Source organism: Sphingomonas sp. (assembly GCF_030145815.1).
In the GTDB taxonomy this organism is placed as follows: Bacteria; Pseudomonadota; Alphaproteobacteria; order Sphingomonadales; family Sphingomonadaceae; genus Sphingomonas.
In genome coordinates, this window is record NZ_JAIXHL010000052.1 from 1 (window position 1) to 12,484 (window position 12,484).

Consider the following 12,484-nt stretch of genomic DNA (forward strand, 5'->3'; position numbering starts at 1 on the left):
AGCCACCACAGGAACACGCCGACCCCAACCGTCGCCATGCCGCTGCCCGTCACGCGGTGCAGGATCGAAACGAGCATGTGCGGGCCCCATTTCCACACCTGCAGGTGCGGTGAGAGCGGGCGGTTGATATTGCGGGCCTTGGCCACGGCGTGTCCCCTATGATTTGCGCCTCCAAATAGCCGCCGCCGCCGACGATGCAAGAAGCTAGAGCCTATTCGGGCCGACTGGAGGCATCGCGACGTAGCGGATTTTGGCGCAGGGCGAGGAGCGAGGAGGAAGCGATGCCAAAGCATCGTAACCGACGAGCGACGAAGCCATGCGCCAAAAGGCGCCCGCCCCTTCGGGGTTGCCCTGGCGCGCCCGCTGGTCTGCGTCGCAGATCTTGCGCGTAGCGCTGCTACGCGCCGCGACCCGCTCCTTGCCAGCGAACACGCCAGGGCAATCACGATACCTCTAGTCGGCCCGAATAGGCTCTGCCCCGCAAATCATCCGTCCCTAACTCACCCTTAACCACTTTGCTTGTAGCGATATGAGTAAGGTCCGGAGCGAAGTGCGTCCGGAATGATGGGGGACTGTTTCCGTGACTGGCACGCGTGCGAACACCGATATGCCCGCAACCGGAGCGATGAGCGCGCGGATCGACATCGCCCAGCGGCTGCGAATCTTTGACTTTGATGGGTCGATGGACCGGCTGAGTCGCGATGTGTGGGATCTGCTCGAACCGGAAATCCGGTCGGTATCCGAAGCCTATTGGCAGCAATGGCTGCGTTGCTTCGCCGATGAGCGCGACTGGGCGCCCGACGATACGCAAAAGATGATCGATGTTGGCATCGTCTTCCTGCGCAACCGCTTCCTCGACACGCGCGGGCGCGCCTGGATCGAATCGATCGAACGCTCGGTGGCCGCTGCCTATGGCGCCGATGTCGCGCCGACCGCGCTGCTGTCGATGATCAACGCCAGCGACCGGGCCGCGCTCGACGTGCTGGTGCGTCGGGTTGAGCCCGGCGATGCGCGCCTGTCCACGATGATCGACACGCTGATGCGCCTGTCCGCGCTGGAAAGCGACATCACGGTCGAAATCTACAATCTGTATCGCGAATATAGCGCGCAGGTGGGGCGGGACCGTCTCGCCAGCCAGTTCCGCGACTCGATCGGCACCACTGTCGAACGCGCCTCCAGCGAGGGCGGCGCGTTGCGGGCGCAGGCAAACCACACCTCGTCGGCTGCACGCGGCATGCTGGGCAAGGCAAGCGAAGTTGCCGCTGCCGCCGAGCAGTCGGCGCTGGCGATGCGTGAGGCGGCGCATACTGCGGCGGGCCTGATCCGCGCGATCGAGGATGCCCGGACCGAGGTCGAGGTCGCTGCTGATGTCGCGACCCGTGCGTCGGCCCAGGCCGGCGAAGCGGTGGCGATGAGCGAGATGCTGTCGGAGCATGCCAAGTCGATCGAGTCGATCCTGAGCCTGATCCGCGACATTGCCGGGCAGACCAATTTGCTGGCGCTCAACGCCACGATTGAGGCTGCGCGGGCGGGCGACGCCGGGCGCGGGTTTGCCGTAGTTGCGCAGGAGGTGAAGAGCCTCGCCAACCAGACCGCGCGCGCGACCGACGATATCGCCGGCAAGATCGCCGCGATCCAGTCTGCGACGCGTGGGACGGTCGAAACCAATGCTTCGATCCGCAACACGGTTCAGGAAGTTCAGGCCAGCGCCGACCGCATTCGCGGGGCGATGGAAGTGCAGGCGCAAACGGTGACCGCGATCACCGCAGCGGTCGACGAGACCGCGCTGGCGGCGGATTCCATGTCCGCAACGATCGGTGCAATCCGCGAGGAAACCGAAAGCGTCGCCAGCGATATCGAGCGGGTCGGAGCCGGCTTTGCCGCGCTCGACGCCGAACTCGGCACACTCAAGAACAGCGCGGGCGAATTCGTCGCAAAAGTCGCTGCATGATGGAGGGGATCAATGGCCGGAGCCAAGGAGCTCGGGCAGTGGAGCGGCGATGACCGCCCACTTGCCGAGCGAATTCGCGACTATGACTGGGACGGCGCGATCGCGAGCGGATGCGCGCGGATCGCCGAGCTGATCGGCGACGATTTCGAGACCATCGCACGCGCCTTCTGGACCCACTATCTGACGCTGCCCGGCACCGAGCATGTGCGCGGCTATTTTGTTGGCGAACGGCTGGAGAAGCAGATCGCGGTCAGCACGCGCTACACCCGCGTCAAATATGCGCAGCCGTTCGAGCGCGAATGGGTCGAGATGGCGGCCAAGCATGCCGACGACACCCATCGCGCGCGCATTCCGCTGCGCGCGCTGTTGTCCGCTTTCGCCTTTGCCCATGCGCGCACCTTCGAGGTGCTGAGTGACCGCCTGCCCGATGATGTGGCGACCTTCCGCCAGTTGAGCGATGTCGCCACGCGCATGTCGATGCTGGAGGCCGATTTCATGGCCTCGCGGCTGGGCGTGCGTGACGCTGAACTCGCCCGGAACGAGCGCAAGGGCCAGTCGGACCGCTTCCGCGCCGACATTGCCGGAACGATCGAGATGACCGGCGCCCTCGGCGCGCGCGTGCGTGATCAGGCGCGTGGCGCGGCGAACGCGGCGCGCGGAATGCAGGGCAAGACCAACGAGGTCGCCGCCGCCGCCGAGCAATCGGCGCTGGCCATGCGGGAGGCAGCGTCGACCGCCGCCGGCCTCATCCGCGCGATCGAGGATGTCCGCGCACAGGTCGAGGGCGCGAGCGACGTCGCCCAGCGTGCCAGCGCGCATGCGAGCGAGGCGGTGCTGATGAGCGCTACCCTCGCCGGACACGCCCAGTCGATCGAATCTATCCTGGGCCTGATCCGCGAGATTGCGGGACAGACCAATTTGCTCGCGCTCAATGCGACGATCGAGGCGGCGCGCGCCGGCGATGCCGGGCGCGGTTTCGCGGTGGTGGCACAGGAAGTGAAGAGCCTTGCCAGCCAGACCGCGCGCGCAACCGACGACATCGCGGCCAAGATCGCCGCGATCCAGTCGGCAACCGACCAGACGGTGGCGACCAGCACCACCATCCGCGCGACGGTGAGCGAGGTTCAGGCGAGCGCCGACCGCATCCGCGACGCGATGGCGTTGCAGGCACAGACGGTAACGGCGATCACGGCGGCGGTCGATGAAACCGCGCTGGCGGCGGATTCGATGTCCGACACGATCGGCGCGATCCGCGAGGACAGCCATGCCGTGGCCGGTGAGATCGACTCGCTGGAGCATGCCTTTGGCGAGATCGACGCGCGCCTGGCGCAGCTCAGCGACGCGGCGACCAGCTTTTCGGCCAACGTCGCGGCGTAATTTCCCCTCCCGCGTGTGGGAGGGGCTAGGGGAGGGCCTCTCCACGCAGGCCATCCCCGATTTTGACAGGCCCTCCCCCGACCCCTCCCGCAAGCGGGAGGGGAGCTAGAGTAAGGGGTGACGGAGCGCGCTGTTCCGACTAACCGGGTCGCCATGATGACCCATATCCTCGTGACCGGCGCCAGCCGCGGCATCGGCGCCGCGATCCTCGCCAGCTTCGACGGCCGCGACGTGCGCGCGGTTGGGCAGGGGACGGCGAGCGGCATTCCCGCCGACTTCACCGACCCCGCCGCACCCGCCGCCTTGTGGCAGGCCGCGCTCGACCAGCTCGACGGGCGGATCGACGTGCTGGTCAACAATGCCGGGATCTTCGAGGCGGCGCCGATCGACCTGGACGACGACGCCTGGCTCGCCGCGTGGGAGCGGACGATGCAGGTCAATCTGACCGCCTCGGCCCAGCTCAGCCGTTTCGCCGTCAAGCACTGGCAGGAGCGCGGGGAGGGCGGTCGTCTGGTCAACATCGCCAGCCGCGCGGCCTATCGCGGCGATTCGCCGGCGCACTGGCACTATGCCGCGTCCAAGGCGGGGATGATCGGCATGACCAAGAGCATCGCGCGCGGCTATGCCAAGGAGGGCATCCTCGCCTTCGCGATCTGCCCCGGCTTCACCATGACCGGCATGGCCGAGGACTATCTGGCCAGCCGTGGCGGCGACAAGTTGCTCGCCGACATCCCGCTCGGCCGCGTCGCCATGCCCGACGAGGTCGCGACCATGGCCCGCTTCTGCGCGCTGGAGGCACCTGCATCGATGACCGGCGCGGTGCTTGACGTGAACGGCGCGAGCTATGTCCGTTAAGGGCGCGCTGCTTGCGGCGCTGCTCGGCGGGTGCGCGGCCTCCGCCCCCGCTCCGCAGGCGAGCGCGCCCGTCGGCGCCGTGTCCGGCAAGGAGCATGTTGCGCAATGCCAAGGCCGCGATGGGTGGAGCGATGCCGCGCCGCCGGTGCAACTCTACGCCAATGTGTGGCAGGTCGGCACCTGCGGCATCGTCGCGCTGCTGGTCACGTCGGACGCAGGCCATATCCTGATCGACGCCGCGACCGATGAAGCCGCGCCCGACATTGCGCGCAATATCGAGCGGCTCGGGTTCAAGCTGTCCGACGTGAAGATCATCCTCAACGGCCATGAGCATCTCGACCATGCCGGCGGGATCGCCGCGCTCCAGCGGATGACCGGCGCGCGCCTGCTCGCCCGTGCACCCGCCCGCGCCGCGCTGGAGAGCGGGGAGGCGTCGGCGGACGATCCGCAGCTGGGCATGAACCCCAAATTCCCCGGCGCGCGCGTCGACGGCATCGTCGCCGACGGCGACGTGGTCCGGCTCGGCCCGCTCGCGCTCACCGCCCATGCCACGCCCGGCCACACGCCGGGATCGACGAGTTGGTCGTGGCGCAGCTGCGCCGGCGCAGCGTGCCGCAACATCGTCTATGGCGACAGCATCAGCGCGCTGTCCAACGACAGCTACCGCTTCTCCGACCACCCCGCCTATGTCGCCGCCTTCCGCGCCGGGCTCGACCGGCTGGCAGGGCTGGACTGCGACATATTGATCACCCCACACCCCGGCGCGAGCGACCTTCACGCACGCCTTGCGGGCACCGCGCCGCTGGTCGACGCGAAGGCCTGCGCCCGCTACGCCGCCGGGGGACGCGCGCGGCTCGATGCGCGGCTGGCGAAGGAGGGCGGACGATGAACGAAGTGGCGAAGCGGGGCGGTGTCGGGCGGTTGTTGATCTGGATCTTCGCGGGGGTCGGTCTGCTCGCCGCGGTCGCGGTGATTTGGCTGGCGGCGATGCTGATCGGTACGGGGCGGTTCAATCGCAGCCACGATCCCGCTCCGGTCGCGGTCAAGGGGCAGACGGCCCCCTTTTCGGTGCAGGATGTCCGCGATGTGCGGGGGACCGGGCTGGTCCAACTCGCCATCGGCATTCCGGGGCGGGTTGGCAAAGTCGCCTCATCTTCGGGTCGCTATGATTTCGACCATCGCAACCTGATTCTGCTCGACAAGGCGACAGGTGCGAGCCGCAAGCTGCTTCCCGACAACAACCGTAGCATTGTGGAATTTCGCTTCCTGCCTGCGGTCGCCGCAGTCGATGGCGCGCAGCGGCGGGGTGAGGAATATATCGAGGAGGACCCAGATGAGGCGGATGGCAAGACGGTGCCGCCCGCGGCCTATTATGTGCTCGCCGTCGCTCAGGCCGACCTGACCAAGCAGGATGTGCTGGTTGGCAACATTTCCGACGGTCGGCAGGCATTCCTGCTCAAGAACCTCGACGGCATCGATCGCATGTGGATGCTGACCCCCACGCGATTGGCGCTGGTGGTGCGCGAAGGCATGGCGGTTCACTACAAGGTGATCGACGTGCCCGCGCTCAAGCTGGTCCTCGCACGGCCGGTGGAGATCGGTTGATGACCAGCTGGAAACTGACCCTGCCGTGCACCCGCGACGAAGCCGAGGCGATCGATTTCGAGGGGGCGGAGTTGCTCGGCATCGACCCCGCGCCGGTGCTGTTGACCAGCGAGACCATCCCCGACGATCCGCTCGCCTGGCAGCTGGAGGCCTATTTCGAGGCGAAGCCGGGCAAGGCGGACATCGCGGCGGTGCGCACGCTCGTTCCAAGCGCGAAAAAGGCCAAGGAAGTCGTCGAACAGCTGCCCGACGAGGATTGGGTGACGCTGAGCCAGCAGGGGATCGCGCCGGTCCATGCCGGGCGCTTCTACGTCCATACCTCGACCAATCGCGGGACCGTGCCGGTTGGCGCAAAGACCTTCCAGATCGAGGCAAGCCGCGCGTTCGGCACGGGTACACACGAGACCACTGCTGGATGCCTGCGCACGCTCGACGCGATGCGCGCGCGGGGGGAGCGGGTCGATAATCTGATCGACATCGGCACCGGTACCGGCCTGCTCGCCTTTGCCGCGATGCATTTGTGGCCGCGCGCCTATGCCACCGCGTCCGACATCGATCCGGTGTCGGTCGAGGTGACGGCGGAGAATGCCGCGATCAACGGCGTCCCGCTCGGCGTGATGCAGGGCCAGCTTGCGCTCGCCGCCGCCGCCGGGCTGGAGCATCCGCTGCTGATCGGCCGCGCGCCCTATGACCTCGTCATCGCCAACGTCCTCGCCGGGCCGCTGATCGAACTCGCGCCGAGCATCAGCGCGGTGCTGGCCGAGGGCGGTACGCTGATCCTGGCCGGCTTGCTGGAGACGCAGGCCGAGCGGGTCGCGGGTGCCTATCGCCGCCACGGCCTGCGCCTCGCGGGCAAGACCCCGATGGGCGACTGGCCGACGCTGCGGCTGCGCAAGCGGACGCGCTATGGCTGGGGCCGCACCACGCGGCCCGGCCCGGACGGGCAGGGGCTGGCGCCGGGGTTCGGGAGCTGGTGAGGTCTAACTAACCGTCATCCCCGCAAAAGCGGGGACCCATCTCCAGCACGATCCACGACCTAATCGGTGCGGCTTGCCGCGCGTCCGGGAGATGGGTCCCCGCTTTCGCGGGGATGACGCAATGGCAGTAGCTCAGGCCGCGTCGCGTCCCCGCGCATACTCCTGCGTACCCAGCGTGATCACGCGGTCGCCCGGCTCGATCGCGGCGATGGCGATGTCGGGCTGGGCCAGGATCTCTTCATATAGCGGGGCGAAATCGGTTTCGACCGTGACGCGCAGCAGTTCGTCGAAGCTCGGGATGACGAAGTAATTCTGCTGGAAATCGTCGATGCGATACTCGGTCCGCATCACGCGCTTGAGGTCGAAGCCGATCCGGTTCGGGCTGTCGCTGTCGAGCGCATAGCGGCTCTCGCCATGGCTGGAGACGATCCCCGCACCATAGATGCGCAAATCGTCATCTTCCTCTATCAGGCCGAACTCGACGGTGTACCAATAGAGGCGCGAGAGCTGTTTCAACGCGCCATGCTCCAGCGCGCGCAGCCCGCCGCGGCCATAGGCCTCCATATAATCGGCGAACACCGGGTCGGCGAGCAGCGGGACATGGCCGAACACGTCGTGGAAGACGTCGGGCTCCTGCAGATAATCGAGCTGGTCGGCGCGGCGGATGAAATTGCCCGCGACGAAGCGGCGATTGGCCATATGGTCGAAGAACACGTCGTCGGGGACAAGGCCGGGGACCGCGACCACCTGCCAGCCGGTCGCATTCATCAGCCGCTCGGACAGTTCCTCGAAATTCGGAATGCCGCTTTCGGAGAGCTTGAGCAGGTCGAGCCCGCGCAGAAACGCCTTCGACGCGCGACCGGGCAACAGCTTGATCTGCCGTTCGTACAGCGTGTCCCACACGGCATGTTCTTCGGCCGTGAAGGCGTCCCAATTCTGCGGGATCGTCCAATCGGCGCCCGCGCCTTCCGGGGGACGCTCCAAAACATGGGTTTCACTCATCATGTCCGCAGCATAGCATGACGACGCGACGCGCGGAACCGAGGGGTTTGCCGGAGACTTGTCGCCGCGAGGAGTGATGCGATGCCCACCGTTGCGGAACCGAATGTTGTCGACCCGGCAATTCCGCCCCCGCCGCGAAGCGCCTTCTATGCGGAGGTGCCGCGCCTTGCTTGGGCACTTGCCGAACTGGCCGCCAACTGGCGTGGCCTCAAGAAATCGCCTGCCGGTGATGGCCGCCCGATCCTGTTGCTGCCAGGGCTGGCGAATGGCGACTCGTCGATGGCGGCGATGCATCTTTTCCTGCGCGGGCGTGGCTATCGCACTTGGGGCTGGCGCTTGGGCGTGAACCTTGGTGTCCGCTCGGTCGGGCAGGATGTCGAACGGCTGCTCACCCGGATCGAGACGATCTGTGCCGAGGCCGATGACCAGAAAGTGACGTTGATCGGAGTCAGCCTTGGCGGAATTCTCGCACGGGTGGCAGCGCAGCGTCGGCCAGATCTCGTGCGTGAGGTAATAACCGTCGCATCGCCCTATGCGGGCCCGCCGACCGCCACGAATGTCTGGCGCCATTTCGAGTTCCTGACCGGCCAGAAGATCGGCGATCCGGCTGCGCGCGCCATGCTGGCGGAGGCCGCTGCACCGCTGACAATGTCGGCTACGTCGATCTGGAGCCGGAGCGACGGCTTCGTGAACGGCGACATCTGCCATGAGGGCAATCGAGAGGGTGCGCGTGCGGTGGAAGTGGTGAGCAACCACATCGGTGTGCATTTTCGGCCGCAGGTTTTGCGAGCGATCGCTGAGACACTGGCGGATTCGCGGTCGGATTGAGGCCTGTGCCAGACCCGCTTGTGCTGAGCTTGTCGAAGCACGATCCCCGCGCTGCCAGCCAAGCGCAGTATTTCGCCCTTCGACGAGCTCAGGGCGAACGGACGCGGAGTTCAGTCACGGACGTTGGTGATCAATCGCAGTCGTCGGGGTCCTTGCGGCACTTTTCGTCGCGCTTCTTGCGCTCGCGGCCTTCCTTGGCCTCTTTCTCGCGCATCTTGCGGCCGTAGTTGCGGTCCGCTTCGTCCTGGCTGGTGGTGGCCCAGTCGGCGGCCTTGCCGGCGACCTTGACCGGTGCGGTGACGACGTCGAACGCGGTCTTGGCGACGCAGCCGCCCGACAGCAGCGGCAGCGTGACGACGGCGATAATCAGTCCCTTGCGCATCGCGCAGTCCCTCAACGGGCGTTCAGCGGGAATGCCGATCGCGCGCCTGCACCCCCAGATAAGGGTAATCGGTAAATAAACCATCCACGCCCGCCGCCAGGAAACGCGCAATCTCCGCGCCGATATCGCCATGGCCGGCGGGGTTGATGCCCTTGCGCAGGCCGGATGGGAGGAAGTAGTTTTCGGCGCGGAAGGTCCAGGGATGGACCTTGAGCCCCGCCGCATGCGCATCGGCGACCAGCGTCGAGACGGTACCGTCGCCCGCCACAACCATGTCCTTTTGCGGGCCGACCCCGCTGGCATAGGCGGCGATGGCCTTCAGCCCATCGGGCGTCGCCATCGCCTTGTAGCTCGGCTGCGCCGCGTCCGCCGGGCTGCCTTCGGCCGCCATCAGCTGGATCAGCTTCACCTGCGTGAGCTGTTTCAATGCCTTCAGATTGTTCACCTCGAACGACTGGATGAACACCGGCGCATCGGCGCGATCCCAGCCCGCAGCCTTGAGCTCTGCGACCAGCAGCGCCTCCATCGGGAGGCCGATCGAGGCGAAATAGCTGGGGTGTTTGGTTTCAGGATAGATGCCGATGGTGCGTCCGGTCTTGGCGCTCGCCGCTTTCGCCAGCGCGATGATCTCGCGCAGCGTCGGCACTTCGAACTGCCCGTCGAACTTGGTGTTCCCCCGGCGCAGCAATGGCAGACGTTCCTTGGCGCGCAGCGTCTTGAGCTCGGCGAGCGTGAAATCCTCGGTGAACCAGCCGGTGTAGCTGACCCCGTCGATCGTCTTGGTGCGCTTGCGGTCGGCAAATTCCTTGCGGCGCGACACATCGGTGGTGCCGGTGATGTCATTTTCGTGCCGCGCGACGAGCTGGCCGTCCTTGGTCATCACCAGATCGGGCTCGATAAAGTCCGCGCCCTGTTCGATCGCCAGTTGGTAGGCGGCGAGCGTATGCTCCGGCCGCTCGCCGCTGGCGCCGCGATGCGCGATGATGATCGGCTTGGACGCGATGACGGCCTCCTTGGCAAGCGCTGGTGTCGCGATCATGGCCAGCACCAGCGCCGCTCGCAACATCCCTGTCATCGTCTTATCTCCACCAAGTTATTCCGGCGGCTAGGTGATTCGGATGACATTATGGAGGCACCATGGCCGATAATGACAGCGTGATTGCCGCCGCGCGCGGCTGGGCCGGGGCACGGATGGCGCTCGCGACCGTCGTCTCGACCTGGGGATCGGCCCCGCGTCCGCGCGGCAGCCATTTGCTGGTGCATGAAGACGGCCGGTTCGAAGGATCGGTGTCGGGCGGCTGCGTCGAAGCCGACATCATGGCGGTAGCGGCAGAGGTGATTGCGGGCGCGCCGTTCGCGCTGCGTCGCTATGGCGTCGCGGACGCGGCGGCGTGGGAGGTAGGTCTGCCGTGCGGCGGCGAGATCGAGGTGATGGTGCAGCCGGTCGCAGCGGAAGGCTTCGACCCGGCGCTGTTCGATGCGATTGCGGCGGCGCGGGGCGAGGGCAGGGCGCTGGAGGTGGCGACCGACCTGACGACCGGGCGCAGCAGCGCAGAGCCGCTGCCCGGCGCCTTCATCAACCGCTACGAGCCGCCGCGCCGGTTGCTGATCGTCGGCGCGGTGCAGATCGCGCAGGTGCTCGCCGGACTCGCCCGCGAACTCGGCATCGCGACGGTGGTGATCGATCCGCGCGGGCGTTTCCTGACATCCGAACGCTTCCCCGGCGTCACCCTGGACGATCGCTGGCCGGACGAGGCGATAGCGGCGCTGCGTCCCGATGGTGCGACGGCGGTGGTAACGCTGAGCCATGACCCCAAGATCGACGACCCCGCGCTGATCGCGGCGCTGAACGGCGGGGCGGGCTATGTCGCGGCGCTGGGATCGCGGCGGAGCCATGCGGCGCGGCGGGAGCGGCTTGCCGCCGAACTGACGACCGACCAGATCGACCGGATCGAGGGGCCGGCGGGGATCGATATCGGCGCGGTCGGCCCGGCCGAAATCGCGCTGTCGATCGCGGCGGGCATGGTGCGGGCGCTGCATGATCCGCGCTGAACGCACGGCGCTGGTGCTGCTTGCCGCCGGACGTTCGCGCCGGTTTGGGGCGGCGGACAAGCTGACGATCCCCTATCTCGGCCGCCCACTCGGCCTGCATGTCGTGGTCGCGCTGGAGGCGGTGCCGTTCGCCGCGCGGATCGGTGTGGTCGCGGAAACTGCGCTCGACCTGACCAGCTGTGGCTATGAGGTGGTGGTCAATGACGATCCGGCGGCGGGGCTGGGCCGCTCACTGCGGCTGGGGGTGGAGGCGGCGCTGCACAGCGATCCCGATGCTGTGGTGATCGCGCTCGCTGACATGCCGCGCGTCACCGCGACGCAGATCTGCCGGCTGCTCGACCATGCGGTGGGTCCGGACGCAATCGTGGCGTCGAGCGACGGCGAGGTCCCGCGCCCTCCGGCGCTGTTCGGCCGCGCGCATCTTCCCGAGCTGCTCGCCGCGCAGGGTGATATGGGCGCGCGCGAACTGGTGCGGCGCGGGCATCATATCGTCGTGCCGCCCGCCGAGCTGGTCGATGTCGATACGCCGGAGGATCTCGAACGGCTGATCCATGGGTGATCAGGCGCTCGCAATCGCGCTGGGCCTGATCTCGGCATTCAGTCTTGCGTTGACCAATCTGGTGGTGAAGCGCGGCGACGATATTCTCGTCGCGCGGGCGCTGCTCTCTTCCAGCGCGGCGATCGTGATTGCGCCCTTCGCGCTGATCGTGCCGCTGCCCGATGCGGAGACTTGGTCCGCGCTCGCCTGGGCGGTGCCGGCGCATTTCGCCTATCAGATCTGCCTGGTCCGCGCGATGCAGCGCGGCGACCTGAGCCTGGTATTCCCGATCATGCGCGGGGTCGCTCCGCTGCTTACCGCCGGGTTTGCGGTGCTGGTGTTGCGCGAGCAGCTGCCGTTGATCGGCTGGGTCGGGCTGTTGATCGCGACCGGGGCGGTGATCGTGTTCGCATTGCCCGCGCGCGGCGTGACGCTTGCCGCGCACCCGGACAAGGTGGCGCTGGGCTGGGCGTTTGCGACGGCAATCGGGGTCGCGCTGTACAACATGGCCGATGCGCGCGGGGTGCGGGTCGCGCCGAGCCCGTTCACTTACATCGTGTGGCTGTTCATGCTCGATTGCGTGTGCATCACCACCACCGCGCTGCTGCTCCGCCGCCGCGAACTTGGTCGGGCGGTCAAGGCGACGTGGAAGCACGGTGTTGCGGCGGGGGCGCTGTCGAGCGTTTCGTTCGGGTCGGCGCTCTACGCCTTCTCGCTGATGGAGGTCGCCAAGGTATCGGCCCTGCGTGAGACGGCGGTGGTGTGGGCAGCGCTGATGGGGGCATGGATGTTGGGCGAAGGGTTCGGCGGCCGCCGCATCGCTGCGGCGGTGGTGCTCGCCTTCGGCCTGATCTTGCTTCAGTTCAGTTAGAGTCTTTTCAGCTTTGCTGAAGCGGCACCGGCCCGCTCCCCCACCC

The 12,484-nt window shown here is 67.3% G+C and carries 13 protein-coding genes and 1 pseudogene; 10 read left to right on the plus strand and 4 right to left on the minus strand.

The window, feature by feature from the left end; all coding sequences use genetic code 11:
- Positions 1-146 (minus strand): annotated as a pseudogene (locus KYX69_RS22220) (succinate dehydrogenase, cytochrome b556 subunit); the annotation flags it as partial.
- A gap of 461 nt (positions 147-607) precedes the next feature.
- Between KYX69_RS22220 and KYX69_RS22225 the strand changes: the two are divergent.
- From KYX69_RS22225 to KYX69_RS22250, 6 genes are all read left to right on the plus strand, one after another.
- On the plus strand, positions 608-1,951 hold the full coding sequence (locus tag KYX69_RS22225) for a methyl-accepting chemotaxis protein (RefSeq protein ID WP_300501561.1): 1,344 nt from the start codon (positions 608-610) through the stop codon (positions 1,949-1,951).
- Between the two features lie 12 nt (positions 1,952-1,963).
- Entirely contained in the window at positions 1,964-3,328 is a 1,365-nt protein-coding gene (locus KYX69_RS22230; protein ID WP_300501550.1) for a methyl-accepting chemotaxis protein, read from the plus strand.
- 156 nt (positions 3,329-3,484) lie between these two features.
- Positions 3,485-4,183, plus strand: a complete 699-nt coding sequence (locus KYX69_RS22235) for an SDR family NAD(P)-dependent oxidoreductase (RefSeq protein WP_300501551.1) — start codon at positions 3,485-3,487, stop codon at positions 4,181-4,183.
- Positions 4,173-5,072 (plus strand): subclass B3 metallo-beta-lactamase, encoded by a 900-nt coding sequence (gene bla, locus KYX69_RS22240; protein ID WP_300501552.1) that lies wholly within the window; start codon positions 4,173-4,175, stop codon positions 5,070-5,072. Before KYX69_RS22235 ends, bla begins: the two co-directional genes overlap by 11 nt.
- On the plus strand, positions 5,069-5,788 hold the full coding sequence (locus KYX69_RS22245; RefSeq protein WP_300501553.1) for a hypothetical protein: 720 nt from the start codon (positions 5,069-5,071) through the stop codon (positions 5,786-5,788). Before bla ends, KYX69_RS22245 begins: the two co-directional genes overlap by 4 nt.
- Complete coding sequence (locus KYX69_RS22250) at positions 5,788-6,765, plus strand: 50S ribosomal protein L11 methyltransferase (RefSeq protein ID WP_300501554.1); 978 nt, start codon at positions 5,788-5,790, stop codon at positions 6,763-6,765. The genes KYX69_RS22245 and KYX69_RS22250 overlap by 1 nt, the downstream gene beginning before the upstream one ends.
- 132 nt (positions 6,766-6,897) lie before the next feature.
- Here the strand turns inward: KYX69_RS22250 and phhA are convergent, their stop codons facing one another.
- Positions 6,898-7,770 (minus strand): phenylalanine 4-monooxygenase, encoded by an 873-nt coding sequence (phhA, locus tag KYX69_RS22255; protein WP_300501555.1) that lies wholly within the window; start codon positions 7,768-7,770, stop codon positions 6,898-6,900.
- A gap of 78 nt (positions 7,771-7,848) precedes the next feature.
- Between phhA and KYX69_RS22260 the strand changes: the two genes are divergently transcribed.
- Complete coding sequence (locus tag KYX69_RS22260) at positions 7,849-8,595, plus strand: alpha/beta fold hydrolase (RefSeq protein WP_300501556.1); 747 nt, start codon at positions 7,849-7,851, stop codon at positions 8,593-8,595.
- 130 nt (positions 8,596-8,725) lie between these two features.
- Here KYX69_RS22260 and KYX69_RS22265 read toward each other — a convergent pair whose 3' ends face one another.
- Positions 8,726-8,977, minus strand: coding sequence for a hypothetical protein (locus tag KYX69_RS22265; protein ID WP_300501557.1), 252 nt, complete (start codon positions 8,975-8,977; stop codon positions 8,726-8,728).
- Between the two features lie 22 nt (positions 8,978-8,999).
- Entirely contained in the window at positions 9,000-10,016 is a 1,017-nt protein-coding gene (locus tag KYX69_RS22270; RefSeq protein ID WP_300501562.1) for a glycerophosphodiester phosphodiesterase, read from the minus strand.
- Between the two features lie 98 nt (positions 10,017-10,114).
- On the opposite strand from KYX69_RS22270, the gene KYX69_RS22275 reads away from it, so the two are divergent.
- The 3 genes from KYX69_RS22275 to KYX69_RS22285 are packed head-to-tail and all read left to right on the plus strand — an operon-like array spanning position 10,115 to position 12,438.
- Entirely contained in the window at positions 10,115-11,029 is a 915-nt protein-coding gene (locus KYX69_RS22275; protein WP_300501558.1) for an XdhC family protein, read from the plus strand.
- The gene (locus tag KYX69_RS22280; RefSeq protein ID WP_300501559.1) at positions 11,016-11,588 is read left to right on the plus strand and encodes a nucleotidyltransferase family protein; all 573 of its coding nucleotides are present in this window, start codon (positions 11,016-11,018) and stop codon (positions 11,586-11,588) included. The genes KYX69_RS22275 and KYX69_RS22280 overlap by 14 nt, the downstream gene beginning before the upstream one ends.
- Positions 11,581-12,438: a DMT family transporter gene (locus tag KYX69_RS22285; RefSeq protein WP_300501560.1), complete on the plus strand. Its 858-nt coding sequence runs from the start codon at positions 11,581-11,583 to the stop codon at positions 12,436-12,438. The genes KYX69_RS22280 and KYX69_RS22285 overlap by 8 nt, the downstream gene beginning before the upstream one ends.
- Positions 12,439-12,484 lie beyond the last annotated feature (46 nt).

Bases quoted from the DNA above. Each gene is read 5' to 3' on its own strand.
- KYX69_RS22225 (WP_300501561.1), top strand. From the start codon at position 608: ATGCCCGCAACCGGAGCGATGAGCGCGCGGATCGACATCGCCCAGCGG.
- KYX69_RS22230 (WP_300501550.1), top strand. From the start codon at position 1,964: ATGGCCGGAGCCAAGGAGCTCGGGCAGTGGAGCGGCGATGACCGCCCA.
- KYX69_RS22235 (WP_300501551.1), top strand. From the start codon at position 3,485: ATGACCCATATCCTCGTGACCGGCGCCAGCCGCGGCATCGGCGCCGCG.
- bla (WP_300501552.1), top strand. From the start codon at position 4,173: ATGTCCGTTAAGGGCGCGCTGCTTGCGGCGCTGCTCGGCGGGTGCGCG.
- KYX69_RS22245 (WP_300501553.1), top strand. From the start codon at position 5,069: ATGAACGAAGTGGCGAAGCGGGGCGGTGTCGGGCGGTTGTTGATCTGG.
- KYX69_RS22250 (WP_300501554.1), top strand. From the start codon at position 5,788: ATGACCAGCTGGAAACTGACCCTGCCGTGCACCCGCGACGAAGCCGAG.
- phhA (WP_300501555.1), bottom strand. From the start codon at position 7,770: ATGATGAGTGAAACCCATGTTTTGGAGCGTCCCCCGGAAGGCGCGGGC.
- KYX69_RS22260 (WP_300501556.1), top strand. From the start codon at position 7,849: ATGCCCACCGTTGCGGAACCGAATGTTGTCGACCCGGCAATTCCGCCC.
- KYX69_RS22265 (WP_300501557.1), bottom strand. From the start codon at position 8,977: ATGCGCAAGGGACTGATTATCGCCGTCGTCACGCTGCCGCTGCTGTCG.
- KYX69_RS22270 (WP_300501562.1), bottom strand. From the start codon at position 10,016: ATGATCGCGACACCAGCGCTTGCCAAGGAGGCCGTCATCGCGTCCAAG.
- KYX69_RS22275 (WP_300501558.1), top strand. From the start codon at position 10,115: ATGGCCGATAATGACAGCGTGATTGCCGCCGCGCGCGGCTGGGCCGGG.
- KYX69_RS22280 (WP_300501559.1), top strand. From the start codon at position 11,016: ATGATCCGCGCTGAACGCACGGCGCTGGTGCTGCTTGCCGCCGGACGT.
- KYX69_RS22285 (WP_300501560.1), top strand. From the start codon at position 11,581: ATGGGTGATCAGGCGCTCGCAATCGCGCTGGGCCTGATCTCGGCATTC.